The 26,070-nt window shown below is 71.0% G+C and carries 18 protein-coding genes; 11 read left to right on the top strand and 7 right to left on the bottom strand.

Annotated features, from left to right (window positions below; all coding sequences use genetic code 11):
- Window positions 1-287 (top strand): hypothetical protein (locus HCN08_RS34830; RefSeq protein WP_206319156.1); only part of this gene is annotated, 287 nt, incomplete at its 5' end.
- A 6-nt stretch (window positions 288-293) separates the two neighbouring features.
- On the opposite strand, the gene HCN08_RS24125 is transcribed toward HCN08_RS34830, so the two are convergent.
- From HCN08_RS24125 to HCN08_RS24100, 6 genes are all read right to left on the bottom strand, one after another.
- Window positions 294-605 carry a hypothetical protein gene (locus tag HCN08_RS24125; protein ID WP_167985318.1) on the bottom strand — a complete coding sequence of 104 codons (312 nt, stop codon included), beginning with the start codon at window positions 603-605 and terminating at the stop codon, window positions 294-296.
- A gap of 2 nt (window positions 606-607) precedes the next feature.
- Window positions 608-7,621: an RHS repeat-associated core domain-containing protein gene (locus HCN08_RS36275; RefSeq protein ID WP_167985317.1), complete on the bottom strand. Its 7,014-nt coding sequence runs from the start codon at window positions 7,619-7,621 to the stop codon at window positions 608-610.
- A gap of 144 nt (window positions 7,622-7,765) precedes the next feature.
- Window positions 7,766-11,410, bottom strand: coding sequence for a LamG domain-containing protein (locus HCN08_RS24115; protein ID WP_322974642.1), 3,645 nt, complete (start codon window positions 11,408-11,410; stop codon window positions 7,766-7,768).
- 882 nt (window positions 11,411-12,292) lie between these two features.
- Window positions 12,293-13,291 (bottom strand): type I glyceraldehyde-3-phosphate dehydrogenase, encoded by a 999-nt coding sequence (gap, locus tag HCN08_RS24110; RefSeq protein WP_167985315.1) that lies wholly within the window; start codon window positions 13,289-13,291, stop codon window positions 12,293-12,295.
- 123 nt (window positions 13,292-13,414) lie between these two features.
- Entirely contained in the window at window positions 13,415-14,371 is a 957-nt protein-coding gene (locus HCN08_RS24105) for a GlxA family transcriptional regulator (protein ID WP_167985314.1), read from the bottom strand.
- Window positions 14,372-14,462: 91 nt separating this feature from the next.
- A complete protein-coding gene (locus tag HCN08_RS24100; protein WP_167985313.1) occupies window positions 14,463-14,852 on the bottom strand; it encodes a TraR/DksA family transcriptional regulator in 390 nt (129 codons plus the stop codon).
- 106 nt (window positions 14,853-14,958) lie between these two features.
- On the opposite strand from HCN08_RS24100, the gene HCN08_RS34825 reads away from it, so the two are divergent.
- Both HCN08_RS34825 and HCN08_RS34820 read left to right on the top strand, forming a co-directional pair.
- Window positions 14,959-15,423, top strand: coding sequence for a hypothetical protein (locus HCN08_RS34825; protein ID WP_206319155.1), 465 nt, complete (start codon window positions 14,959-14,961; stop codon window positions 15,421-15,423).
- Window positions 15,420-15,950, top strand: a complete 531-nt coding sequence (locus HCN08_RS34820; protein WP_206319154.1) for a DUF4126 family protein — start codon at window positions 15,420-15,422, stop codon at window positions 15,948-15,950. Before HCN08_RS34825 ends, HCN08_RS34820 begins: the two co-directional genes overlap by 4 nt.
- A 585-nt stretch (window positions 15,951-16,535) precedes the next feature.
- Here the strand turns inward: HCN08_RS34820 and HCN08_RS24090 are convergent.
- Window positions 16,536-16,889, bottom strand: coding sequence for a hypothetical protein (locus tag HCN08_RS24090; protein WP_167985312.1), 354 nt, complete (start codon window positions 16,887-16,889; stop codon window positions 16,536-16,538).
- 374 nt (window positions 16,890-17,263) lie between these two features.
- On the opposite strand from HCN08_RS24090, the gene HCN08_RS24085 reads away from it, so the two are divergent.
- The 8 genes from HCN08_RS24085 to HCN08_RS24050 all read left to right on the top strand — a co-directional run bounded on the left by HCN08_RS24085 (window position 17,264) and on the right by HCN08_RS24050 (window position 25,989).
- Complete coding sequence (locus tag HCN08_RS24085) at window positions 17,264-17,422, top strand: hypothetical protein (RefSeq protein WP_167985311.1); 159 nt, start codon at window positions 17,264-17,266, stop codon at window positions 17,420-17,422.
- Window positions 17,423-17,720: 298 nt separating this feature from the next.
- Complete coding sequence (locus tag HCN08_RS24080; RefSeq protein ID WP_167985334.1) at window positions 17,721-18,731, top strand: DUF3533 domain-containing protein; 1,011 nt, start codon at window positions 17,721-17,723, stop codon at window positions 18,729-18,731.
- A 90-nt stretch (window positions 18,732-18,821) separates the two neighbouring features.
- Window positions 18,822-19,421: a hypothetical protein gene (locus HCN08_RS24075; RefSeq protein ID WP_167985310.1), complete on the top strand. Its 600-nt coding sequence runs from the start codon at window positions 18,822-18,824 to the stop codon at window positions 19,419-19,421.
- A gap of 135 nt (window positions 19,422-19,556) precedes the next feature.
- Window positions 19,557-20,567 (top strand): LacI family DNA-binding transcriptional regulator, encoded by a 1,011-nt coding sequence (locus HCN08_RS24070; RefSeq protein ID WP_167985309.1) that lies wholly within the window; start codon window positions 19,557-19,559, stop codon window positions 20,565-20,567.
- Between the two features lie 239 nt (window positions 20,568-20,806).
- On the top strand, window positions 20,807-22,051 hold the full coding sequence (locus tag HCN08_RS24065; RefSeq protein ID WP_167985308.1) for a sugar ABC transporter substrate-binding protein: 1,245 nt from the start codon (window positions 20,807-20,809) through the stop codon (window positions 22,049-22,051).
- Window positions 22,051-23,061: a carbohydrate ABC transporter permease gene (locus HCN08_RS24060; protein WP_167985307.1), complete on the top strand. Its 1,011-nt coding sequence runs from the start codon at window positions 22,051-22,053 to the stop codon at window positions 23,059-23,061. The genes HCN08_RS24065 and HCN08_RS24060 overlap by 1 nt, the downstream gene beginning before the upstream one ends.
- A 98-nt stretch (window positions 23,062-23,159) precedes the next feature.
- On the top strand, window positions 23,160-23,921 hold the full coding sequence (locus HCN08_RS24055) for a carbohydrate ABC transporter permease (RefSeq protein WP_167985333.1): 762 nt from the start codon (window positions 23,160-23,162) through the stop codon (window positions 23,919-23,921).
- Window positions 23,922-23,985: 64 nt separating this feature from the next.
- Window positions 23,986-25,989: a glycoside hydrolase family 31 protein gene (locus HCN08_RS24050; RefSeq protein WP_167985306.1), complete on the top strand. Its 2,004-nt coding sequence runs from the start codon at window positions 23,986-23,988 to the stop codon at window positions 25,987-25,989.
- Window positions 25,990-26,070 lie beyond the last annotated feature (81 nt).

Here is a 26,070-nt window from a genome sequence, read left to right as displayed (position 1 = left end):
ATAGGAGCATCCAGCACATTTCCTGTCCCTACGAACAGCACCACCTGACCGGAGCCACATGGAACCCGGCGCCCATCCGACACGATAGCCGGGCCATCAGCCTGCCCGCCCTCAGCCCCAACAACCCAAACGGTCCGCCGGAAAAACCGGCGGACCGTCACGAAAGATCGAGGTTAAGCGGCGGGCCACCGCCTATCGATGCCCAAGTGGCCTGGCGGTACGAAACCAACCGCAGCGAGTGGAAAATTGAGCGCCGCTTCTCCGGCCAGAAATCGATGGAGCCGTAGTTCATTTCAACCAATGACTCGACGCCCCAGCCCACTGAATTTGCTATTAGCGAGGATGTTGACAGCGCGAGTGATTTCCTCTCTGGTCACTTTTGGAACCACAAGCACATTCGCCACAGCGAAGTAACCATTCTCCGAGATTTCATCTACGACCTCCTGTTGCAACCGTACAGGATCATAGACCACAAGGTCGAATACATCCCCCTCCACCGAGATACGCACTTCGACCAAGTAGCCCTTGGCCTCGGTCTCAATTTCATACCCATCGAGGTATTCGGGAAACTCAAGTCTGTACAGCGGTGCTTTCTTATCGTCCATACCTACCTGGTCCTTATCTGAGCTAGCGCGTCAGTGTACTGCTGGGGCGTAAGGTTAGCACCCGGAGCGGGCACAATCTCGAAGTGCCGCGGATCGTTACCGCGCTGGATGATGCGAAGGGAATCGGGGACAGTTCCCATGTCCACCTCGTGCGGCACGAACCCCTTGCCCGCGACGCTTTCAGGGTTGTCGAAGACAGATAGCCCATGCGTGCCCTTGACGAACCCCGTAGCGGGATCGACCTTGTAGTCATTCGGACGGGGAACGAAGGTCGGAGAATCCCCTGGCCTCGCACCTCGGAAGCAAACTGCCGGCCCAGCCCCGGTATTGTGCACTAGGACCGGGGTTCCCGCAGCAAGCACGTAGTACGTGTGGAGCTGGTCGACGCTGAGGTTATACATATCCGCGGCGCCGGCGATGACATGAACAGCAACAACACGCGCATGGGAATTTTGTGCCGTTTCAAGGGCATGGCCGGGGGTCAATTGGCCGGCAGGCGCCCAGGCGTGGGCCGTGTCGTCCCAAAATGGATGCTGCGCAGTGGTGTGGAGGGTGGCGCTCCGGCCGGACGGGGTTTCAATTTGGAGGTCGATCAAGTCGTCGTCGTGGTTGATGAAAGTGGCGGTGACTGTACGTCCGCCTTGCCGCCTGCCGTTTTCGGCACTACCCGCTTCGACTTTATCACCGGGGTGAATCTGGCTGATCGGCCTGCTTTCCCCGTCGGCGAGAAGAACAGGCGTCTCACCATCGAAACTGCAGCCACCGCTGCGAAATTTGCTCAGGAGCTTCGACACCAGGCTTCCGCCTGTTTTTTCCTCACCAGCCGGCCCGGCCAACATCTGAGCAGCCAGTCCTGTCAATTCTCCCAGCTTGTAGGCACTGGAGTCCGCGTCGACACCTAGGAAATCAGGGTCGCCGAACGGATAGATCGGCATATCTGGTGCAGCCTTGCCGGCGTGTCCCCCGGTCATCCCAAGAGACAGTTCATTCATAGCATCAGCGAGTGCCGCCGCCGGGCTGGGGATACTGCCGACGATCGAGTCCGCCACCCCGCCGAAGAAGTTCTTGACCGGGTTGCTCGATTTCTTCTTCGGCTTTTTGAAGGTCGCTCCGTATACGACGTTCGGCCCGTAGGTGGGGATGGAGACGACGCCTACGAATACGTGTTTTTTGTCTTCTGTCTGGCTGACCTGGTTGTAGGTCCAGCCGCCGCTGGCGGTGTTCGTCCAGTAGGCGTTGTGGGATGCGTTGTACTGGTCGCTGTCGTAGCCGCCGTTGCCTGCGCCGATGGGGCGTAGGCCGGAGGGGTCGCTGAGGGTGGCGGGGTTGTTGTCGGCGTAGGTGTAGCCGTTGAGGGATTGGCTGTCGCCGGTGTCGAGGACGGGGTCGACGCTCATGAAGCGGCCGGTGGTGGGATCGTATTGGCGGGCGCCGATGTAGGTGAGGCCGGTGGTGCCGTCGGTGGGTTTGCCGAGGAAGCCGTTGTCGTCGGGCCATGTGCCTGTGGTGCCGTCGCGGGGGGCGCCGAAGGGGGTGGTGTAGCGCTTGGTGAGGGCTTGGGTAGTGGCGTCGATGGCGAGGGTGCCGGTGCCGTGCTGGTCGCCGGCGAGCCAGGTGAGGGTGTTGGTGCCGGTCTGGTTGCTGCGCAAGGCCAGGGTGACGCCGGCGGCGCCGTAGTAGCGCTGGGCCCAGTACTTGGGCGTGGTGCCGGTGGCGAGGTGGACTTCCGTGTCGCCGAGGTAGAGGACGGTGTCGTCGGTGGTGCCGCGGCGGATGAGGAGGTTGCCGTCGGCGTCGTAGACGTGGCTGGTGGTGCCGGTCACCGTGCCTGTGCTGGTTTTCTCGGTGAGGGTGTCGAGCTGGCCCTGGGATGTCCAGGTGAGGGTCTGGGTGTCGGTGCCGTCAGGCCGGGTGGTGGTGTTGCCGTCCGGGTCGTAGGCGTAGGCGGCCGGCGTCCCGGTGCAGGTGGCTGCGGCGGTCAGTACGGAGGTCAGGGCGTGGGGGCGGGCCGGGTCGTAGCAGTAGGTGGTCAGGGTGCTGGTGGCGGGGGTGTGGTCGGTCTGGGTGGTGCGCAGGCCGGCGTCGTTGTAGGTGTACGAGGTCCAGTAGGGGCTGGCTCCGCCGAGGTTGCCGGTGGTGCGGCCGGTGGTGGAGCAGTCCGGGGTGGTGGGGGTCCAGGCGTCGGTCAGGCGCTGGTGGCCGTCGTAGGTGTAGCACTCGTTGTCGGCCTGTGCGGTGCCGCCGAGGGTGGTGGGGTCGAAGGTGTGGGTGACGTTGCCGGCGGTGTCGTAGCCGTAGCTGAGGTTCTGGTCCTGGTAGGGGTGGGTCTGGTCGGTGACCACGGATGCCAGGAGCCGGTCGGTGCCCTCTTCCCAGGTGTTGGTGACGTACGCCTTGAGGACGCCTTCGCTGGGGGATGTGCCGAGGGTGAGCTGCTGGGGTTGGCTGAGGTTGGTGTAGGTGGCGGACAGCAGGTAGCCGCTGGCGCCTTGGACGTCGGTGGGCAGGCCGAGGGTGTTGTGGTGGGTGACCACGTCCTCGGAGGGCAGGCCGCCTGCTGCCGGATCGTCGACGAACTGCTGCGTGCCGTCCTTGTTGTACGCGGTCGACGTGACGAGCTTCGCGGCCACGGCTCCGGAGGTGACCAGCGGGTCGGTGGCCGGCAGGTCGAGCTCGGTCTTCGTGGGCCGGCTCATGGTGTCGAAAGCGGTGACCTTCTCGGTGTAGGCCGTCCCGGTGGTGCCGCCGACGTAGCTGGTCGAGGAGTCCAGTTGGCCCTTGAGCACGCCGTCGTAGGTCCAGAGGCCGAGCTTGTTCGCGTCGGTGCGCGAGGTCTGCCACAGGTCGGTCTTGCGGCCGAGGACGTCGTAGTCGTACAGCAGGGTGGTGTTGCGGGCGTCGGTGGTCGTGTCGATCTGGTCGAGGGCGGTGTAGCTGGTGTTGGTGGTTCCCTTGTCGGGATCGGTCGCCGAGACCTGTCGGCCGAACAGGTCGTAGGTGTACGACCACGTGGTGTCCGGGCCGGTCACCGTCTTCTGCTTGCCGTCGCGCGTGTAGGTGAAGTCCGTCGTGGTGTATGGGATACCGACACCGGACCCGTAGTCGGTGTCGGCGGGGGTGGTGCCGGCGTATTCGCGCTGCTCGACGGTGCGGCCGAAGACGTCGGTGATGGTGCGGGTGGCGCTGCCGCCGTCCGGTGCGCTGGTCGCGGTGGAGTCACCGGTGTAGGAGGTGGTGGTGCTCCACTTCTGCACGCCGTAGATGAGGAAGCGGGACGTGGTGGGGCGGCCGGCGCCGTCGAAGACCGTGTCGGTCTGCTTCGGCGCGCGCCCGGACTCCGCCCGCGTGTAGGTGCCGTCGGGCGTGGTCGTGGAGTCGAAGACGTCGGAGTAGGACTCGGAGACCAGGCCCCGCCCGTCGTAGCGGGTGTCGCTCAGCAGCCGCCCCCCGTTGGGCGTGGGCGTTTGCGTCTGCAAGGGGCGCAGCAGCGAGTCGTAGATCTGGTAGCTGGTGTTGTAGGACCCCTCTGCGATGATGCTCGAGGTGGCCACGTAGGACGGTGCGGTGCTGCTGAGGTGGTAGCTGTAGGTGGAGTTGGCGCCGTAGCCGTCGACGCGGGACTGGTTGGGCAGCCATAGGCTGGTCACCCGTCCCAGCGGGTCGTACGCCGACTCGGTGATCCTGCCGTTGACGTCGTACGCCTTGAGGGTGCTGCCGCGGGCGAAGTCCAGGTAGGTGTAGGTGATCTGGGATTTCGCGTTGGTGACCTGTACCCGGGTCGCCGGTCCCGTGGCGGCGGGTACGTATGCCGTCTTGGTGCTGTTCCCGGCGGCGTCGGTGGTCGACAGGACCCGGCCGAGCTTCGCCGTGGTGTCGTCGTACGTCGTCTTGGTCAGGGTCTGCCACGTGGTGGGGTTGCGCTCGCCATTGGTGGCGGTGGCCGGGTAGGCGGCGGCGCGGCCGGTCCAGGTGGCCTCGCCGAGTGTGGGGGTCTGCGCCGGCGTCCAGGTGGTGGCGCTCGTGTTGTCGTAGACGGTCGCGGTGTCGGACAGGACGTCGCCGCGGGTCGCGCTGGTGGTGGGCAGGTTCAGGTCGGTTTCGGTGGTGGAGCAGGCACGGGAGGTCGCGCGGGTGCGGGAGACCAGGGCGGTGACGCCGATGGCGGTGTTGCGGGCGTACCAGGTGCGGGTGCAGGACTCGTCGCCGCTCACGCCGACCTGGCCGGCGTCGTCGAGCTCGACGGCCATGCCGTAGCCGTCGTAGGTGGTGCTGTAGCTGCCGGTCCGCCAACCGCCGGACGCGGTCAGGTAGGTGGAGGTCTGGGTTCTGGCGGTGCGGACGTAGTACGCGTCGACGTCGGCGTACGACTTCTGCTGTGAGGCGGTCCTGGCCGAGTACGGGTCGCTGACCGTGACGGAGACCGGCGTGGTCCCGTTGTAGGTGATCTCCTCGCGGGTGAAGCCCTGGTACTGGTCGCTGTCGGTCACACCGGGCACGCTCAAGCCGGTGAACCCGATGCCGGCGGCGGACACCGAGCGGGTGGTGCCGTTCTTCTGCCTGTCGCCGTCCATGCCCTGCAGGTACACCGTCGTGGTCTTCGACTGCGTGCCCGCCGCCGAGCCGGTGGTCGTGGTCACCGTGTGGTAGCCGCGCCACTGCGACCAGGTGCGCTCCTTGGCCGGGGTGAAGGGGTCGTCGTTGTAGTGCCAGGCCGGCCCGGAGTAGGCGTAGGTGGTCTCCATGCTCTCGCCGTGGCCGGTCGGGTCGGCGACCTCCACCGCCGTGACCCGGTACTTGTGGAACCAGTCCAGCGTCGCCTCGTCGGCACCGTTGACGTGCCAGTACACCGGATAGCAGCTCGTGGTGTCGTCGTCCTCGGCCGCCGGCATGCTGCTCCCGCGCACACACTCCGGGTTCGACAACGTCACGGTGGTGATGGAGCCGGTCTCCGAGGTCACCGAGGCGATCCGCGGCCGGTTCAACGGCAGCACGTCATCGGTCGGCGCGTCCACGCGGTTCGGCCGCATCTGGTACTGGAACGTCACCGGGTCCAGGGCGAGGGTGCCACCGTTCTCACCGATGTGGCGGATGGTGCTGAGCACCAGGGTCTGGTCGGTGCTGTTGCCGATGTCGCCGGGGTCGAGGTATTGCTGGTCGAACGCGTAGGCGTCGGCGGGGGCGTAGGCGGCCGGGCTCGCCGCGGCGTTCCATGCGAACGTCTCGACCTTTGTCAGGCGCTTACGCGTGAAGAACGTCGGACTGACGGCATGGCAGGTGGCGCCGCTCGCGCAGATCGAGTCGAAGGGCACGTCCGGCCAGTTCGGCGCCGTGTCCTTCGTCAGCGACGAGCAGTCCGACGCCGTGCACCGCTCCGAATAGGTGAACTGCACCTTGTCCGAGGCGGTGCCGGTGAACAAGGCGTCGGAACGCTGTCCGTACAGGATGTGGTCGAGGTAGCCGCCACGGGTGTACGTGGCCGTCCCCGTGGTCGCGCCGTTCTTGCCGTAGGAGTTGGTCTCCGGCGTGTACCAGTACGTCATGGCGTTCCCGTGCAGGTCCACCACGTAGTCCAGGTTCCACCGCCAGGCCTGGGTGAGCGACCGCCCGGAGAAGGCGGTGCCGTCTGCGTAACCGGGTTCGCCGGCGTTGTTGCCGAACACCGGCGTCGTCCACACCGAGTTGGTGCGCTCGGTCCCTGCGCCGGGCAGCTTGTTCAGCCCGAACACGTACCGGGTGCCGTCGCCGGTGGTCACCGTCCAGTACTCACCCGCCCCGTCGACACCCGAGTCGCCCTCGTCGCCGTTGGCAGCGCCGGTGGAGTGGGTGACGGTGGAGGCGTCGTCGTCCTTCAGCCGCCAGGTCCCGGTCGCGTCGTCCTTGACCAGCTCCGTCGACTTGCCGTTCAGCACCAGGGAAGCGTTGTCGTACTTCCAGCACTCGTCGTACTTACCGGTCTCGCCGTCGTCGTCGCAGGAGGCGTACGAGCGCTCCACGTACGAGGATGTGCTCAGATCGAAGCCCTCACCGACCTGACTGCCCTGGTTGTTCGTCGATGCGGTGCGGCCGTCGATGCTCCCCGAGTCGTAGGTCAAGGACAGGTCGGGGGCGGGGCCGGCCGCCGCCGGCGGGGTGGTCATCGGGTAGGACCAGGTGAAAGACCCCGAACTGTTGCCCGCCGCCCAGGTGAACGACGGCGAGAGCGGCGACGCGGAGTAGTTGCCGCCGCCCGAGGCGGCCTCCCCCGCACCGGCTGCGACGGCCATCACCGTGGCGGGGCCTGCGACCGCAGAGGTGGCGGATGCGGAGTTCAGCGCTACTTCGGCGGTAACGGTTTGCCTGACCGGGTCGTTGCTCGACTTCAGCGGGGTCTGTGTGCGGCATGCGGGCCGGGCCGGTGTGGTCAGCGCGCAGGCAGGCAGCTGTACGAGTCGCAGCCGGCCGGCCCAGCCGCCCCCGTAGGCGGACGCGAACGATGCGTAGTTCACGCTCACCCGGGCGGTACCCGTCCCGTCCGCGGTGGCGGACAGCAGCACACCGTCCACGCCCGCCGCCTGCGCCTGGGCCTGGCCTACGACGTGCAGCCGCATCTGCCCGGACGCCGGGTGGGTCGTGGTGCGTTCGATGGTGACGGGAAGCCCCCCGGCCTCCAGGTGCAGCGCCTGCCCGGTGGTCAGCGCGCCTGTGGCGTCGGCGGCCGCAGGCCAGGCGGCTTTCTGCTCGGCACGCGCTGTCTTGGCCTGTGCGGTGTTGGCGGCCCGCAATTCAGCGACATGCCGACGCTCGGCCGTGGCGCCGAGCCCGCGCACCGGGTCGACGCGGTCGGAGTGCGCTGCGGGCAGGGAAGGTTTCCCGAGCCCGTGGGAGGCGGCCACGGCCGGTGTCACAGTGGCGCCGGTCGGCACCGCGACAGCAAGGGTCACCACAATGGCGACAGCCGCCGGAAGACGGCGCCGACGCACAGGCCGAACGGCCTTCTTCCGCGGGAACAGAATGCCGCGGACGAAGGTGTCCGTCATCCAGTTGGCTCCCCTACGGGCACTCACGACTGGTCCTCCCAGCGGTCGGTTGAAGGCACGGGGACAAACCCGTGCGGAACTCATGGGTAGTGCGTGGTGGGCGGGCGCACACCACGGTTCGGTGCGCGCCCACCCCGCCGGGAGTCAGCCGTCGAGGCTGTCGATCTGCTGCTTGTTCATCGCACCGGACCACAGGCGCACGTCGGTGACCCTGCCGGGGGCGAAGTGGGCGAAGGAGGTATCGGCGGCGGCTTGGGCCTCGCCGACCGTGAACAGTCCCGAGCCCGCGTCAGCGGTATAGGAGTGGATGCCGTCGCCGCCGTTTTCCACGCCGCCCACGTAGAGGTGGACGGTGCCGGACGGGGCGTCGTACGTGCCCGTCAGCCGTACCGGGCTGCCCAAGTCGGCGAGGTCGTCGGAGACGACACCGTCGAAGGCCCCGTCGCTGCCCAGCCGGCCGAACCACCACTTGCCGTGCGGAACCGTGAGATCGGGCCCGCCGTCCGGATCCGGTTCGGTCGCGACACTGGTCAGCTGGTACCAGATGCCCCACGAGGAGCCGGTGGTGCTGCGTTGCCCGATGAGCTGGGCGGTGTAGCCGATCGGTTTGTTCGCCAGCGCCGCGCTGTCGAGATCGGCCAGAGTCGTGGCCGTGAACGATCCGGTGCCGTCCACCAAAGGACCGTCCGGGGTGGCCTTGGCGGCGCCGCTGGTGCCGTCCAGGACGAGCGCCTGGCCGTCCAGTGACGCTCCACCGGTCAGGGCGAGGTTGCGCCCGTAGCCGCTGACGGTGTCCGCGAGGGTGGTCCCGGTGGCGCCGTCGGGGTTCCAGTCGGCCACCATCTCCACGGCCGGGGTGCCGTCGGTGCCCTGCATGGCGTCGTCGAGGGCGATCTCGTCCGAGGTGAGGGCGCGCTGCCAGACGGACACCTCGTCCAGCCGGCCGCGCCAGTAGTCGGTGAACGTGCCGGTAGTGGCGCCGCCCGAGCGCCCGAACTGCAACGCGCCGTTCGCGGCGCCGGCCACGGCCGTGTCCGGCAGTTGTACCGGTGCGCCCTGGGGACGGCCGTTGACGTACAGCAGAAGGGTCTGGTTCGTACGGTCGTACACGCCGGTCAGGTGCGTCCACACCTTCAATGGCGCGACCAGGCCGACATTGGTGCCGGCACCCATCGCCTGGTGGGTCGTGCCCTCGTTCCAGCTCCACGAGAACACCCACCGGTGCAGTCCCGGGGAGTAGTACAGCGAGAACCCCGAGGTGTCGTTGGACGGCTGTGCCAGTACCGCCCGGAACTGCGTGTCGTCGCTGAGCCAGACCCAGGCGGAGATCGTGAACGACGCCTGGGTGTTCACCACGGGCGTGTCCGTGGCTGCGTAGCCCGTTTGATTCGCAGTGACACTGGTGTCGTTCAGCCACAGCGACTGGTCGGGATTGCCTCGCCGGCCGAAGATCGACCAGCCGGAACCTGCCGTGTACCGCGTCGCGTTGTGTCGGATGCCTTCCGTGGCCGTATCGGCCACGGTCGTCACCGTGGGGTCGGTGACGCCGTCGTCGAAGTGCCATTGGCCGACCGGGCCCTGTCCCTCCTTGACGTTGAACAGGAAGGGAGCCGATTGCCCCCAGCCCGCACCGTCCTTCGCCCGCACCAGCAACTGCTGGGTACCGGCGAGCTGCGGGGTGATGGTCTTCTGAACGGTGGCGCCGGCGATCTCGGCCGACCACTGCTTATCAGAGACCAGTTTGTATTGGTATGAGATATTCACGTCACCGCTGGCCGGGCCGAAGGTGAACTGTCCAGGGATGCCTGGGCCACCCGCTGCGGCGCACACGTCCGGCAGACATTCCGAATACGGGCCGCCCCCAGTGATCACCGGCGGCTTCGGCGCGGTGGTGTCGACACGGAAATAACACCATCCGGTCGTGGACAGGTTGCTGTTCGACTGAATGTAGTTCGCGCCATTGTTGTAGTACGAACGGGTGTAGACGGCCAGCCGGTACAGATCGCCGTCCTTCAAAGTGACCGGTGTCGGGTCCGTCTCCGTCACGCCGCTGCCGATATAGCCGCTCGACGGCCGGACCGGCTCGGTGACCATGGCCCACGACTTGTCGGCAGCCTGGTGCTCGACGTAGAAGTAGATCCGCAGGCTCGCACCCGAAGCACCGCCCGACTGCGTCGCCGTCTTCGCCGTCATCGACGGCGTCGTGTCACCCACGATCTGCGGGTCGGTCCAATCGGATTCGCAGCCGACCCCGGTGCCGGCAACGAGTCCGTAGTTCGTCGGGACAGCCGGCAGACCGACATACGTCACCGACAGCACCGCGTCGTTGCGGAACCGCTTCCACGCCGATGTGTCGGACTCGTCGTGTGCGAGGAGCAGCAGCGTCAGCTGGGAGAACTTGCCCGCCGCGAGGTCCGCGACCTGAGTGGTCAGCCGCGCGTCGTGGAACTCGATCGGCGCGGCGGGCTGGGAGGGGCTGCACTCGCTGCCGCGGCCGGCCGCGACCGTGCGGGTGGCCACGACGCCCAGGTTGTTCGGGCGCGTCGACCACGAAGTGGCGGAGGTGATATTGCCGGTGCGTTCCAGGTCCACCTGCTTCGCGTCGCAGGTGAACGACCAGGACTCGGTGTCCCGGAACGTCGCGTCCAGGACCTTCTTGCCCGTCAGCTGGCTGGGCGAGAACTGGTAGTACAGCCGCTCGGTGTAGCCGGGGCCGCAGTAGTAGCCGGCGTACGAGGAGCAGTGGCCCATGCCCTCGCCCTCGTTGTTGCTGCCGTTGCCCCAGTTGTAGTTCGTGTAGCCGTCCGACCGCAGCTGCGTGCGCGCGGACTGGGCCAATCCGACGGACGGATCGATGTAGAGGGGGTACGCGCCGCTGTCCGGGTTCGCCAGCAGTTCCGGGTCCGGCGTCACCGCCAAGGAGGCGGCGGTGACCTCAACCGGCAGTACAGCCGAGGCGTCGCCGTCGCCCGGGCCACTGGACGGGTCGTCCGCCGCGCTACTTGCTCCCCGGGCCGCATCACTCCTCGGAGCGCTGCTGGAGCCAGTTGCAGCAGATGCGTCCCCGGAAGCCCCCACCGGGTCGCCCGCGACATCGTCACCGCGCGAGTCCCACATCAACGCCGCAGGCGCCGAGAACACGGGGCGGCCTTCGGTATCGACCGCTGTCATCCCGCCACCGCCGGACGGCCCGACCGTCACGCCTTCCGACTGGAGCGCGAACTCGATCCTTTGCAGCTGCGGATTTGCAGCTGCCTGCGGGGTCTTGACCACCAGCAGTTCGCTGAACCCCTCGGCCGACGCGGTCATCCGCAGGTCGACCCCGTCAAGGACATCCGGGTAGCTGGCGGTAGCCCCGTCCAGCACCGGTTTCGGCAGACTTCCCGGCCAGCCCAGCGACAGCCACTTGCCGTCCCGGGTCACCTTCACCAGCCCCGCGCCCTCACCGCCGCCGGAGAACGCCAGGTCCACCACCGCAGCCCTCGGCCCGACGCTACCGTCCGGCCGCACTTCCAGCGTCGGATCCGGTGCCACCCACGAACCATCCGCACGATGCACCCGCACCGGAACCACCGACTGGTCCAACCGGAACGACATGCCGTCCGGCTCGGCATACGTCGTCGAATACTCCGTCCGGTCTCCGACGACCTCCACCGGGTCCCCGGACGCCGCGGCCTGCACGGCCGCCGCCTGCTCCGCCGACTTCGGCTTCGATACCCCGGGCCCACCGGCAGTATCCGCATGCGCCACCGAGGAACCGCCGCCCAGCGCCGGCAGCACAGCCGCCACGACGGCCACTGACGCCGTGACCGCCGCGGCTCCCAGAACCCGGCGCCGCGCACGACGACGCACTTCTCCCCACCTCATGTGCCCCCACCCCACCCGCATTAATCGAACACGCAGCGGATCGGACCCTAAAGGCCCCCACCACACAGAATCCAGCACGCATTTAACGGACAAACCTGCGATTTTTGGAAAATATCTGTGGGCAGCCTATGTGGCAAAAAACACGGCGGAATCCATGCGCCCTATGGAATGAAGATCGGGTGACCATTGCATGGCACCATTACGTCTCGGAAGTGAATGAGAGCAGCGGAGAAGCGGAGCGCCGGTGCAGTCGGCGACGACATCCGGGCGGGAACTCCTGCAGGTACAGACGCTCGTGAGACGGCAGCGTGGACGCCGGGCGATCCCGCTTGCGACCGGGGAAGGGACCGTCTCGGCCAGGTGCCGGTGGCAGAACACTCCGGCTTGGCGTTCCTTGCCTTCCAGCCACAGCAGCGGGTCCTGCACGGCAGCACACTCGCGCCTGTCATGTCCGACGGATGCCGACGTTCCCGGTCCGGGCGGTCGCCCGCGTTTTCGGGACGGTGCGCGCGTCAGTCCGGCACGAAGGCGTAGAACTGCGGCAACAGGGCCTCCTGGCGCGTGCGTCGGTCTCGACGACTCCGAGATGCACCAGAGGCCCTGCCTTCATACACGCAACAGCCGAAGATCACCCGGCCGGGAACCCACGCTCGAGCCCATGCTCAGCGCAATGGCTCGGGCAACGGCTTCTGGCATGCCTTTCTATGAAGCGGGCTCAGGTGGGCGGCCCGGGCAGCCCCGTCTCCGGCCGGACAGGGCTCTACGCGCCCGGCGCCTCCCCGGTAGCCCGGAGCAGCCGCGCGGTCAGGCGGAGGCGAGGAGGTGGAGGGTGTCTACTACGCGGTGGGAGAAGCCCCATTCGTTGTCGTACCAGGCGACGACCTTGATGTGGGGGCCGTCGACGCGGGTGAGGGCGGCGTCGAAGATCGAGGAGGCCGGGTCGCCGACGATGTCGGAGGAGACCAGGGGGTCATCGGCGTATTCCAGGATGCCCGCGAGGGGGCCGTTCGCCGCCGTGCGGTAGGCCGCCAGTACCTCGTCGCGGGTCACCTCGCGGGACACCGTCGTGTTGAGCTCGACGATCGAGCCCACCGGGACGGGGACGCGGATCGAGTCGCCGGACAGTTTGCCTTCCAGGCGCGGGAGGACGCGGCCGATGGCCTTGGCGGCGCCGGTCGTCGTCGGGACGATGTTCACCGCCGCGGCACGGGCGCGGCGGGCGTCGCGGTGCGGGCCGTCCTGGAGGTTCTGCTCCTGGGTGTAGGCGTGCACCGTCGTCATGAAGCCGTGCTCGATACCCGCCAGGTCGTCCAGCACCGACGCCAGCGGGGCCAGGGCGTTGGTCGTGCACGAGGCGTTCGAGACGATCGTGTGGGCGGCCGGGTCGTAGTCGCCGGTGTTGACGCCGTAGGCGATCGTCACGTCCGCGCCGTCCGACGGGGCGCTCACCAGGACCTTGGCGGCTCCCGCGTCCAGGTGGGCGCGGGCGGCCTTCGCCGAGGTGAAGCGGCCGGTGGACTCCAGCACGATGTCGACGCCCAGCTCCCTCCACGGCAGGTCCGCCGGGTCGCGTTCGGCCAGCACCTTGATACGGCGGCCGTCGACGACCAGCGTGTCGTCCTCCACCGTCACCGGGCGGCCGAGCCGGCCGGCGGTGGTGTCGTACGCCAGCAGGCGGGCCAGGGTGGCCGGTTCGGTGAGGTCGTTGACGGCGACGACCTCCAGGTCGCTGCCGCGCTCCAGCAGGGCGCGCAGCACATTGCGGCCGATACGGCCGAATCCGTTGATGGCGATACGGGTCATGAGAAGGTCCCTTCGTCCTCGGGTATGCCTCCAGCCTCGCCCGCCGGCGGCGGACACGGCCGTGGCGCGGGCGCCATGGTTCGAAAGGATCACGCCACGGCCTACCAGAAAACGAGGAGCCGGCTATTCGCCGCGGGAGAAAGTGCGGCGGTATTCGCTCGGCGTGGTGCCGAGGATGCCGCGGAAATGCAGGCGCAGGTTCGCGCCGGTGCCCAGGCCAACGTCGTTGGCGATCTGCTCGATGGTGCGGTCGGAGCGTTCCAGCAGCTCGCGCGCCAGGTCGATACGGGCCCGCATCACCCACTGCATCGGCGTATAGCCGGTGTCCTCGACGAAACGCCGGGAGAACGTGCGCGGGGAGACCGCCGCGTGCTGGGCCAGGGACTCCAGGGTGAGGTGCTCGCCGAGCCGGTGCAGGGCCCATTCGCGGGTCGCGGCGAAACGCTCGCCCAGCGGCTGCGGGACGCTGCGGGGCACGTACTGCGCCTGGCCGCCGCTGCGGTACGGGGCCGCGACCAGGCGCCGGGCGGCGTGGTTGGAGGCGGCCACGCCGAGGTCGCCGCGCAGGATGTGCAGGCACAGGTCGATGCCCGAGGCCGCGCCCGCGGACGTCAGGACGCTGCCCTCGTCGACGAAGAGGACGTTCTCGTCGACGTGGACGAGGGGGTGCTTGTCGGCCAGGGCCCGCGTGTAGTGCCAGTGGGTGGTGGCGCGGCGGCCGTCGAGCAGGCCGGTGGCCGCCAGGGCGAAGGCGCCGGTGGAGATCGCGGCGAGCCGCGCGCCGCGGTCGTGCGCCGCCACCAGGGCGTCCACCACGGCCTGCGGCGGGTCCTCGCGGTCGGGGTGCCGGTAGCCGGGCACGAAGACCACATCCGCCCAGGTCAGGGCGTCGAGTCCGTCGGCGACGTGGTAGGCCAGGCCGTCGCCGCCCGTCACCAGGCCGGGGGCCGCTCCGCACACCCGGACCGCGTACGGCATGCTCGCCCGGGTCGTGAAGACCTGCGCGGGGATACCGACGTCGAGGGGCTTGGCGCCCTCCAGGACCAGGACGGCGATACGGCGCAGGCGGGTGGGCGGCACGGGAGCCAGCGTACGAGGAGGAGCGGGGGCTGGGCGCTCCAGCCGCCCTGGCCGCTCCGGGTTGCTCCGGGTTGCTCCGGCTGCCCGGAGGTCAGCGGGGGCGGGCGGACGCGCAGGGGGTGCAGGTCGTCGCGGCCGGGAGCACTTCCAGGCGCTCGGCGGGGATCGGCTCACCGCAGACCTCGCAGCGACCGTACGTGCCCTGCTCGAAGCGGTCCAGTGCCCGGTCGAGCGCCTCCAGGTGCTCGCGCGCCTGGCCGAGCAGGGCTCCCACGTGGGCGCGCTCGAAGGCGGTGCTGGACCCCTCGGGGTCGTGCTCGTCGTCGACGGCGGCCAGGGCGTTCGCGGCGACGATCCCGTCGTAGTCGCGGCTCAGGGCGGTGATCTGCGCGTCGGCCGCCGCGCGGGCGCTCTCCAGGCGGGCACGGGCCGCCGGGGTGCCGGCGGCGGGTGGCGTCGCATTTTCGTCGGAATGGGTCATTGACGGCACAACGTCGACGTATCGCTCGCCATTCCGTCCGGCGGCCGGGGCGGCAGCCGGGTCGACCGCCGGGCATAAGAGCCGACAATTCGGACAGCCGTAGCTCATGATGCGAACTCTCACCCGCGGCGCCCTGGCCGGAGCGGCCGGCACGACCGCGTTGAACACGGTGACCTACGCGGACATGGCGCTGCGTGGCAGGCCGGCCAGCAGTACGCCCGAGCAGACGATCGATCTGCTGGCCGGCAAGGCCGGCGTCGGCATTCCCGGGAAGGGCGCGCAACGTGAGGCGCGGCTCACCGGGCTGGGGGCGCTCAACGGCATCGCCGTCGGGGTCGGGGCCGGCACCGCGACGGCGGTGCTGCGGCGCGCGGGGCTGGGGCTGCCCTGGTGGGCCGGGGCGGCGGTGACGGCCGGGCTGGCGATGGCCGCGAGCGACATACCGCTCGCGCAGCTGGGGATCAGCGATCCGCGGACGTGGTCCGCGAAGGACTGGCTGTCGGATGTGGTCCCGCATCTGGCGTACGGCCTGGTCACCTATACGGCCGCTGCCGGGCGGGGGCGGCCGTGAACGGGCGGACGGTGGGCGGGGCCGTACTGATCGGGGCCGTCTCGGGGCTGCGCAGCCAGCTGGGTGTGGCGGGAGTGGCCGCGACCACCGCGCCGGGGCAGCTGCCCGGCGGGACGTCGGCGCTGGCCCATCCCGCCGCCAAGGGCGTGTCGGCCGCGCTGGCCGTGGGGGAGCTCGTCACGGACAAGCTGCCGTCGACGCCGGACCGCCGTACGCCGCTGGGCCTCGGCCCGCGCGCGGTCGCCGGTGCGACGGCGGCTGCGGCGCTGGCCTCCCGGGCGCCGGACGCTTCCGTTTCCGGCCGCTCTTCCGCCGGCCGGCCGCCGCCGCGCTCCCGGCGGTGGCCGGAGGTCGCCGTCGCGACCGTGCTGGGCAGCCTCGCGGCGGTGGGCGGGGCGTACGCGGGTGCGGCCTGGCGGCAGGCCCGCGCCGCGGGAGGGCACGCCGACTGGCCCGCGGCGCTGGCGGAGGACGCGGTGGCGCTCGCGCTGGCGTGGGCCGCGACCACGAAAGTGGCGGGGCCCTGACTTCGCTGCCCTGGGGGGTGGGGCGGGGGTCGGCGCCGGGTTCACCGCCTTGCGGTGGTGGTCGAGCTGGCGCGTCGGCCGCGACCACGCGGGTGGCGGGGCCCTGGGCCCATGGCCTCGGGGCAAGGCGGGTACGGCGCCGTGCGCGGCCGACAGCGTTGCGGTGGTGCTCGGCGGGGTGGTGGTCGCGCCGGCGCGGGCCGCGACCACGCAGGTGGCGGGGCCCGGAGCCCACTGGCCGCGGGGGTGGGGCGGGGTCCGGCGCCGCGTGCAGCCGACTGCCTTGCAGTGGTGGCGAGATGGCTTGGGCCTCGACCACGCGGATGGCAGGGCCCTGGCCCCATTGACCTCGGGGCAGGGCGGGGCGCGGCGCCGTGCGCTCATGGTCGGCGGGGCGCCGGGCGTAGCTGCCGGGGGGGGATTCCTGCGGCCCGCGTCCGCCCGGCAGGGCCGGGGAGCGCGATGCGGACGGCGGGCCGCAGGTGCTCGCACCTCCCGCGGGCTGCCGTCACCTGTGTGCGGCGCTCCGCGGGGGCGTTGCCTGTCCTGCCCGTGCTCGCCCTCCGGGGCGGCCGGGCACGGCGGTCACTGTGACGGCTCGCCCGTGGCCTCGGGCGCGGCGTCCGGGGCCGCCTCGGCGTGGGCGTTGTCCGGCTGCGTCTCCGTGTAGAAGTTCGCCGGGACCGCCTCCGCGTGGACATTCGCCGGGGACGCCTCCGCCTCGGGCCCGGCCGGCTTCCCGTCCGTGTAGAAGTGGTCCGGGGCAGCCTCCGCGTGGACATTCGCCGAAGCCGCGTCGGCGTAGAAGCTCGCCGGGGACGCCTCCGCGGCGGGCTCGGTCGGCTTTCCGTCCGTGTAGAGGTGGTCCGGGATCGCCTCGTTGTAGAAGTTGTCCGGCGTCGCCTCGGCGGCGGGCTTGTCGGGCTGACGGTCGTTCATCGGGTCCCCCTGGGTGTTCGGTGAGCGCGGTCGGGTGACGGCCGCCTCCCCGGCAGGCCGTGCCCGACGCTTGCTCACGACCATAGGGGTGACGAGGCCCGTTGTCCTTGACGGTACGTGCTCAGTCCTTGACGGTGGGTCGCATGCCGGGACAGCCCTCGCCCTGGGCATTAGGGGCGGATGGCCGAACTGATCGCCCCGACCGCCCGGTTGCGGGAGTCCTTCCTGGCCGCGGTGGACGAGTCCCGCCGGGACCGGGAGACGTCGGCCCCGCGGCGTTCGGCGCGTACGTCGCGCGGGTGCTCGGCGAGCGGAAGAAGGCGGGGTGCGCCGGGACGGGGTCGTACCGACAACGACGCCGTGGCGGGGAGCGCGTGCTCGGCCGGGTCGCGGTACGGCATCGGCCGACGCCCGTGCCGGAGGCGGCGGGCGGGCACACCGGCCATGACGTACGACCCGGGGCCCGGCGGCAGGGGTACGCGGCGGCGATGCTCGCCGCGGGGCGCGGCATCGGCCGGGCGCTGCCGGCGTAGGCGGTCGGCGATATCGGGGCCAGCGGCAGTCGCTTTGTCGACATCGTGGGCCCGCGGCACCGCTACCGGGTGCCGACCGGCCGACCTGGTCAGGAGGGAGCCGCGGCCACTGCGCCGAAGGGGTGGCGGGGGCGGGCGTACGGGCGCGTCCGCGGGGAGCGGCGTCGCGGTCCGGCGGACGATGTGGCGATCCCGGCCGCGGTCCGGGGGGCGCGGCGCTGGAGGGGTGAGGGAATTGGCAGGCAGCGAAGGGCACGTCCAGCCCGGTCCGGCCCGCAGGCGCAGCCTTCCCCAGGAGTTGCGGGACGCGATCACGCTGCGGGCGGCGATGGTCATGCTCGGGGTGCTGCTGCTGCAACTGGGCTTCGCGCTGTCGTACATGGGCGCCTTCCACGCGCCCCAGCCGCACCGGGTGCCGATCGCCGTGGTCGCGCCGGCGCAGGTGCAGCGGGCGGCGATCGCCCGGCTCGACGCGCTGCCCGGGGAACCGGTGCACGCAAGTGCGGTCGCCGACCGCGCGCAGGGCACGCGCAAGCTCCTTCAGCGGCGTACGGACGCGGTCCTCGTCGTGGACCCGCGCGGGACCTCCGACACGCTGCTGGTCGCGTCCGCGGCCGGCCCCTCGGCCTCCGACGCCGCGGTCAAGGTGCTGCAGACCGTCAACACCGCGCAGCACCGCCAGGTCGTGGTGCGCGACATCCGCCCGCCGGCGTCCGGTGACGCACGCGGCCTGTCGTCCTTCTACCTCGTGCTGAGCTGGACCATCGGCGGCTACCTGGCCGCGTCGGCGCTGAGCATGGCCGCGGGGTCCAACCGCCCGAACCTGCGCCGGGTGCTGATCCGGCTGGCGGCGATGGTGCCGTACGCGTTCCTGTCGGGCATCGGCGGCGCGATCATCGTGGGGCCGGGGCTGCACAGCCTGCCGGGGGCGTTCTGGGAGCTGGTCGGGATCGGGACGCTCATCGTCTTCGCGTCCGGCGCGGCGAGTGTCGCGCTGCAGTCGGTGGCCGGGACGATCGGGCTCGGTCTGACGATCCTGATCTTCACCGTCCTGGGCAACCCGAGTTCGGGCGGGGTGTATCCGGCGGCCCTCCTTCCGCCGTTCTGGCGGGCGATCGGGCAGGCGCTGCCGCCCGGCGCCGGGACGACCGTGGTGCGCAACACCGTCTACTTCCACGGCAACGCCATCACCGGGGCGCTGTGGATCCTGGCGGCGTGGGCGGCCGGCGGCATCGTGGTCGCGGTCGGCTCGGCGGCGGTACGGGAGCGGCGGGCGCTACGCGCTTCGAGGCCGGCGGCGCCCGCGTAACGGCCGTGCCCGGCCCGGCGGGTGGGGTGGCCGCGGGGGCTGAGCCGGGCCGGTTACGGTAGGTGCGGGCCGGGAAATGAGGTGGCGGGGATGGTGGGGCGCAATCGCCGTACGGGGGTGGTGGCGGCGGTCGTCGTGGGGGCGGTCGTGGTGGTGGGGGCCGGGGTGGCGCTCCGGCATGCGGAAGCTGGCGGCGCGCATCTGAGCGTGCCCCGGACGCTCGACCACGGGCGGTACGCGCTGGTGCGGGACTCCGGCTCCGCTGCCGCGGCCGGGGCGTGGGCCCGCGGCCTGACCACGGTCGGGGGCTCGTACCGCCATGTCGACAATTCCGGCGCCCGGGATGTGCTGGACGTGGACGGCGGGTACGGCACGGTGGAGGACGGCGCCCGGGCCGTGCGGGGCCTGCTGGTCTACGCCGAGGACACCGGCGGGGGGCAGGTCGCCGTCTCCCCGCAGGTGTTCGCCGCCCCCGGCGCCGGCCGCCAGGTCACCTGCGAGGTGGTCGGGACCGACTCCGCCGCCGACCGCCGGGTCTATCTGCCGGTGTGCGCGTGGGCGGACACGTCGACCGCAGGCGTCGTCTCCCGTACGGACTTCGCCGCGCTCGCCCCGACCGCCGCCGCGGTGGACCTCCGTGCGGCGGCCGGGCTTACGGAGACGGTGCGCGGGGAGCTCGGCGACGGCTGAGGGCGCGCAGCGCCGGAAAGGGCCGGGCAAGTCGTGCGCGGACCCTTGAGGGGTGGGGCGGGCGGTGCTACGGTCCCCGGCATCGAATCGGTTCGACGGAGTTCGGGCGAGGGCCCGGCGTCGTAGGGGGCGGGTATGGCGGTCACCATCGCGGACGTCGCGCGGCAGGCGGGGGTGTCGCGGAGCACGGTGTCGTACGTCCTCAGCGGGAACCGGTCCATCTCGGCGGAGACGTCGCAGCGGGTCGAACAGGCCATCAGGGAGCTGGGGTTCACCCCGCACGCCGGGGCGCGGTCGATCCGGACGCGGCGCACCGGGGTGATCGCGATGGCGCTGCCGATGGTGCACGGGCCGCACAACCAGGTGCAGATGCCGTACGTGTGGGCGGCGATGACGCAGGCCCAGGAGGCGGGGCTGAAGCTGCTGATGCTCACCGCGGACGACGACGGTGCCGCGATCCGGGATGTCGTCGCCGCCTCGCTGGTGGACGGGGTGATGCTCATGGAGGTGCAGGAGGAGGACCCGCGGGTGGCGCTGCTGGGCGAGTCGGGGTGCACCGCGGTCGTCGTGGGCAGCCCCGACCGGGCGCACGGACTGCCGCGGGTGGACTTCGACTTCGCCACCATGGCGCAGGAACTGGCCGATCACCTGCTGGAGTTGGGACATCGGGCGGTCGGCTACCTGGGGCAGACCCCCGAGGTGTTCGAGCGCCGGGCCGCATACGCCTCGCACGCGCGCGACGAGGTGCTGGCGGCGCTGGACAAGCGCGGGCAGCGCTCGGCGTGGGCGTCCTGCGACGGTTCGCCGGCCGGGGTCGAGCAGTCGCTGGCGGCCCTGCTGGAGCAACTCCCGGACATGAGCGGGCTGATCGTCTACAACGAGCGTGCCCTGCGGCCGGCGATGGACCGGCTGGCCGCGATGGGGCGGCGGATCCCCGAGGACCTGTCGGTGATCGCGCTGTGCACGGACGAGGAGGCGGAGCGCACCACGCCGCCGGTGACCTCGCTGTCGCTGCCGGCGGAGGAGCTGGCACGGCTGGCGGTCCGCAGCCTGGCGGGCATGATCGCCTCCCGGCCGGTTCCCGCCCGGCAGTTGCTCGCGCCCACCTGGACGGAGCGGGCGAGCACCGCGCCCGCGCCCGGCTGACCGCCGCTCCCCCGGCCCCTGGCTCCCGGCACCCCGACACCCGACCCCCTGGCCCCGGCACCCGCTTCCGGCCCCCGGGCTCCGCGCCCTCCCCCCGTCCGCCGATCCGGTTCCCGGATCCTCCGAGCCCCGTTCACCGTCCTGAGTCCGCGGCCGTGCGCCGCTCCGCCGTCCCGGCGTTCCGCCGTTCCTCCTGTCATCTGTCGAATCAGTTCGACCAGTTCGAAGAGGCCACTCTCATGAGCCGCACCACCCTCCCTCCCCTGCTGTCCAGACCCGCCGCAGCCGCCGGCCTCACCGCCTGCGCCCTGGTGCTCACCGCCTGCGGCAGCGGCGCGACCTCGGCCGGTTCGGGATCCGCCGACACCCTCACCGAGACCGACTACTACACCTCCGCGCCGCAGAACACGCAGCTGCCGAAGGTGCTGGACGCCTGCGGCGCGCAGGCCGGCGTGAAGATCAAGCACCAGCAGGTGCCGCGCGAGCAGTTCATGCCCAAGCTGCTCCAGCAGGCCGCTGCCCGCTCGATGCCGGACCTGGCGCTCATCGACAACCCGGATCTGCAGCAACTGGCCTCCACCGGCGGCCTGGTGTCGCTGTCGAAGGCGGGCCTGTCGACGACCGGGCTGTATCCGTCGATCGTCTCCGCGGGGCAGTACGACGGGCAGACGTACGGGATCGCACCGGGTGTCAACGGCCTGGCGCTCTACTACAACAAGGACCTCTTCGCCGCCGCGAAGCTGCAACCGCCCACCACCTGGGCGCAGTTGGCGGCGGACGCGAAGGCGCTGACGAAGGGCGCGCAGCGCGGCATCGCGTTCTCCGCCATCGCGACCGAGGAGGGCAGCTTCCAGTTCGAGCCGTTCTTCTGGACCGCGGGCGCGAGTTTGAAGGACCTGGACTCGCCGCAGGCGGTGCAGGCGCTGGCGTTGTGGAAGGACCTGGCCGACAGCGGGGCGGCATCGAAGTCGGTGGTGAACTGGAGCCAGGCGGACGTCAACGCGCAGTTCCTGTCGGGCAACGCCGCGATGATGGTCAACGGCCCATGGCAGCTCCCGGCGTTGAACGCCAAGCAGGACCTGCACTTCGGCATCGTGCCGATACCGGTGCCGTCGGCCTCGGCCAAGCCCGTCACGCCGCTGGGCGGTGAGGTGTGGACGGTCGGGCACAGCAGTCCGGCCCGGGAGGCCAAGGCGGTCGCCGTGGTCACCTGCCTGCTCGACGCGCAGCACAGCGCGCAGTGGTCGAAGGACGCCGGCTACATCCCCAGCAACCAGTCCGCGGCAGCGCAGTTGGGCAGCTCCGACCCGCAACTGGCGGCGTTCGTCGCGGAGATCGGCACCGCGCAGGCGCGTACCGCCGAACTCGGCACCGGCTACCCGAAGGTGAGCGCCGCGCTGTGGGCGGCGATCCAGGCGAGCCTGGCCGGCGGGAAGTCGCCGCAGTCGGCGCTCGCCGAGGCGCAGAAGGAGGCCGGCAGCTGATGTCCGCGCTGCTCGGCAAGGCCGGCCGCACCGCCCCCGCGGCGGCCGGGGCGACGGGGGCGGGGGCGGCGGGAGCGCCAGGGGGCCGCCTGCTGCCCTGGGGCGCGCGGCGCGCTCCGGGCCGGCGGCGCACCGGGTGGCGGGCGTTCGCCTTCGTGCTGCCCGCGTGGGCCTATGTGGCGGCCTTCTACGTCTACCCGCTGGCGTCGAACGTGCGGATGGGCTTCCAGGACTACACCGTCGCGTCGTTCTTCACCGGCTCTGCGCCCTATGTGGGGCTGGCGAACTACCGGGCGGTGTGGCACGACCCGCAGTTCACCCGCACGGTGGTCAACACCGCGCTGTTCACGGCCGGTTCGCTGCTGCTGCAGTTCGCCGTCGGGCTGGGGCTCGCGGTGTTCTTCCGCCGGTCCTTCCCGCTCGGCGGGGTGCTGCGCTCGCTGCTGCTGGTGCCGTGGCTGCTGCCGCTGGTGGTGTCGGGCACGGTGTGGCGCTGGATGTTCTACAACGACTCCGGCGTGGTCAACCAGGCGCTGCTGCACCTGCACCTGATCCACCAGCCGGTGCCGTGGCTGGTCAGCACGCACATGTCGCTGGTGGCGGTGACGCTGGTGAACATCTGGGTCGGCATCCCGTTCAACATGGTGATCCTGTACGGCGGCCTGCAGGCGATTCCCGAGCAGCTGTACGAGGCGGCGGCGATCGACGGGGCGAACGCGTGGCAGCGCTTCACCCGGATCACGCTGCCGATGCTGCGGCCGGTGTCGCTGGTGGTGCTGACGCTGGGGCTGATCTACACGGTCAAGGCCTTCGACGTGATCATGACGGTGTCGCAGGGCGGGCCGGCGAACTCCTCGCAGACGCTGACCACATACGCCTACCAACTCTCCTTCCAGCAGCTGACGTTCGGGCGGGGCGCGGCGGTGGGCAATCTGCTGATCCTGCTCGCGGTGGTCTTCGCGGCGCTGTATCTGCGTGCGGTGCGCGACCAGGAAGGGCGGGCCCGGTGAGCGCCGAACGGGCAAGGCCCGCCTACGTGTCGGGCGGCGGGCCGGCCAAGGGCCGCAAGGTCGTGGTCACTTGCGCCGGGGTGCTGATCGTGGCGGTGATGCTCTTCCCGCTCTACTGGATGGTCGACGCTTCGCTGCTGCGGACGCAGGACCTGGTCAGCCCGACACCGACGTGGTTCCCGCTGCACGGCACGCTGGCCGGCTACCGCAGCGTCCTGGACTCGCAGGGCGGGCATCTGCTGGTCAGCCTCGGGGTGTCGCTGGGCACGGTGGCGGTGACGCTGCTGATCGCCGCGCCCGCCGCGTACGGGATGGCGACGCTGCGCAGCCCCGGGCGGCGCGCGCTGCTGTTCTCGCTGCTGGTGGCGCAGATGATCCCGGGGATCGTGATGGCGAACGCGCTGTACGTCGCCGCGGACCGGCTGCGGCTGATCAACTCGCCGGTGGCGCTGGTGCTTGCCGACTCCACGCTGTGCGTGCCGTTCGCGACGCTGATCCTGCACTCCTTCCTGCGCGGCGTGCCGGGCGAGCTGACCGAGGCGGCGGCGCTGGACGGGGCGTCGCGGCTGCGGACGTTCTGGTCGGTGGTGCTGCCGGTGGCGCGCAACGCGGTCATCACCGCGGCGCTGTTCTCGTTCCTCTTCGCCTGGGCGGACTTCCTGTTCGCCGTCACGCTCACCACGCAGGACGACCGGGCGCCGGTGACGGTGGGGATCTACCGCTTCATCGGGGCGAACCTCACCGACTGGAACAGCGTGATGGCCACCGGTGTCGTCGCCTCGCTGCCGGCGGCCCTGCTGCTGGTCCTCGCCCAGCGCTACGTCGCCGCGGGGATCGGCAGCGGCGGCCTGAAGGACTGACCCCTCCCCCCTCCCGCGCCCCCTCCCCCGCACCCCTTGTCCGAGCTCACCCCGAGGAGAGTCCGTGCCCACCCCGTTCGATGTCGCCGGCCACACCCTGACCTGGCGCCACGGCCACCATCTGCTGGCCGTCCAGCCGTGGGGCGCCGACGGCGTCCGCGTCCGCGCCGGCCTGGACCGTGTACTGCCCGACCTGCCGGGTGCGCTGAGCGCGCGGCAACCCCCGGTGGACGAGGCCGGTTTCGAGGCCCGGGTGGCGCCGGACGGGGCGTCCGCGACGCTCCGGTACGGCAAAGTGCGGGTCGAGGTGGACGGGCGCAGCGGGCTGGTCGCCTTCCACCACGCCGGCACCGGCGCGCAGGTGCTGCGGGAGCAGCCGGCGCACTTCTGGTGGCCGGGGCCGCGGCACTTCGACCCGCTCGGCGGCGGCCTGCACCGTATCGAGCAGCGCTTCGCGGCCTACGACGGCGAGCGCATCTACGGGCTCGGGCAGCACGGGCACGGGCGGCTGGACCAGAAGGGCATGGTGCTGGAGCTGGCGCAGCGCAACGGCGAGGTGTCGGTCCCGTTCGCGCTGTCCAGCCGCGGCTACGGCCTGCTGTGGAACAACCCGGCGGTCGGGCGGGTGGAGTTCGCCGCGAACGGCACCCGGTGGGTGGCCGACCGGGCGCGGCAGATCGACTACTGGCTGACGGTGGGCGACACGCCCGCCGAGGTGCTGACCGCGTACGCCGGCGCGACCGGTTTCCCGTCCCGGCTGCCGGACTGGGCGTCGGGTTTCTGGCAGAGCAAGCTGCGCTACCGCGACCAGGAGGAACTGCTGGGCGTGGCACGGGAGTACGCCCGGCGCGGGCTGCCGCTGTCGGTGCTGGTGGTCGACTACCTGCACTGGCGGCACCTGGGCGACTGGGACTTCGACCGCCGGGCGTGGCCGGACCCGCGGGCGATGGTCGAGGAGCTGCGGGAGCTGGGGGTGGAGCCGGCGGTGTCGGTGTGGCCGTCGGTCAGCCCGCTGTCGGACAACCACGCGGTGATGCGGGACGCCGGGCTGCTGGCCGCGGCGGCGGGCGGGTCGACGGCGCACGCGCAGTGGCCGGACGGGGAGGGCACGGCGGAGATCGACGTGTCGTTCTACGACGCCACGGACGAGCGGGCCCGCGCCTTCCTGTGGCGCAACGTCAAGGAGCACTACTACGACCTGGGCATACGGGCGCTGTGGCTGGACGGGTGCGAGCCGGAGATGCGGCCGGCCGGCCCGCACCAGCTGGACTTCGCGGCGGGCACCGGCGGCGAGGTGGCGAACCTCTACCCGCGCGACCACGCCCGCGGGATTTTCGAGCACCTGCGGGCGGCCGGCGAGGACGCGGTGTGCTCGCTGATCCGCTCGGCGTGGGCGGGCTCGCAGGCCCACGGCGTCGTGCTGTGGTCCGGTGACATCCCGGCGACCTTCCCGGCGCTCGCCGACTCGGTCCGGGCGGGGCTGAACGTGGCGCTCAGCGGCATCCCGTGGTGGACCACCGACATCGGCGGCTTCCACGGCGGCGACCCGGACGACGAGGCGTACCGCGAACTGCTCGTGCGCTGGTTCCAGTTCGGCGTCTTCTGCCCGATCCTGCGGCTGCACGGGCACCGCGAGCCGCGCACCAGCCACGGCATGGTCGGTGACGGCGGCGGCCCCAACGAGGTGTGGTCGTACGGATCGCAGGCGTACGGGATCCTGACCGGTCTGCTGCGGCTGCGCGAGCGGCTGCGGCCCTACGTCCACGCGCATTTGCGGGACGGCGAGCGCACCGGGATACCGCTCATGCGGCCCCTGCTGCTGGAATTCCCCGGCGATCCGGTGGCCTGGGAGGTCGAGGACCAGTTCCTCTTCGGGCCCGACATCCTCGTCGCGCCGGTCACGCGAGCCGGGGCGCGGGAGCGCCGGGTGTACCTGCCGGCCGGGGCGCAGTGGCGGGACGCGCACACCGGGCGCCGGTATCCGGGCGGGGACCACGTCACGGTGGACGCGCCGCTGGAGCGGATCCCGCTGTTCGTGCGGGGCGACGCGGAGCCGCCGCTGGCGTGACGGCGAGCTTTTCGTCCGGTTGTGAGTTCTTGCGTTCCGTGCGTTTTCCCTTGTGCGCCGCGCGGCGCACCTTCCCCCACA

Source organism: Actinacidiphila epipremni, from assembly GCF_012034175.1.
In the GTDB taxonomy this organism is placed as follows: domain Bacteria; phylum Actinomycetota; class Actinomycetes; order Streptomycetales; family Streptomycetaceae; genus Actinacidiphila; species Actinacidiphila epipremni.
The sequence above is the reverse complement of the archived record's forward strand: the minus strand, read 5'-3'. Positions and strand labels throughout refer to the sequence as shown.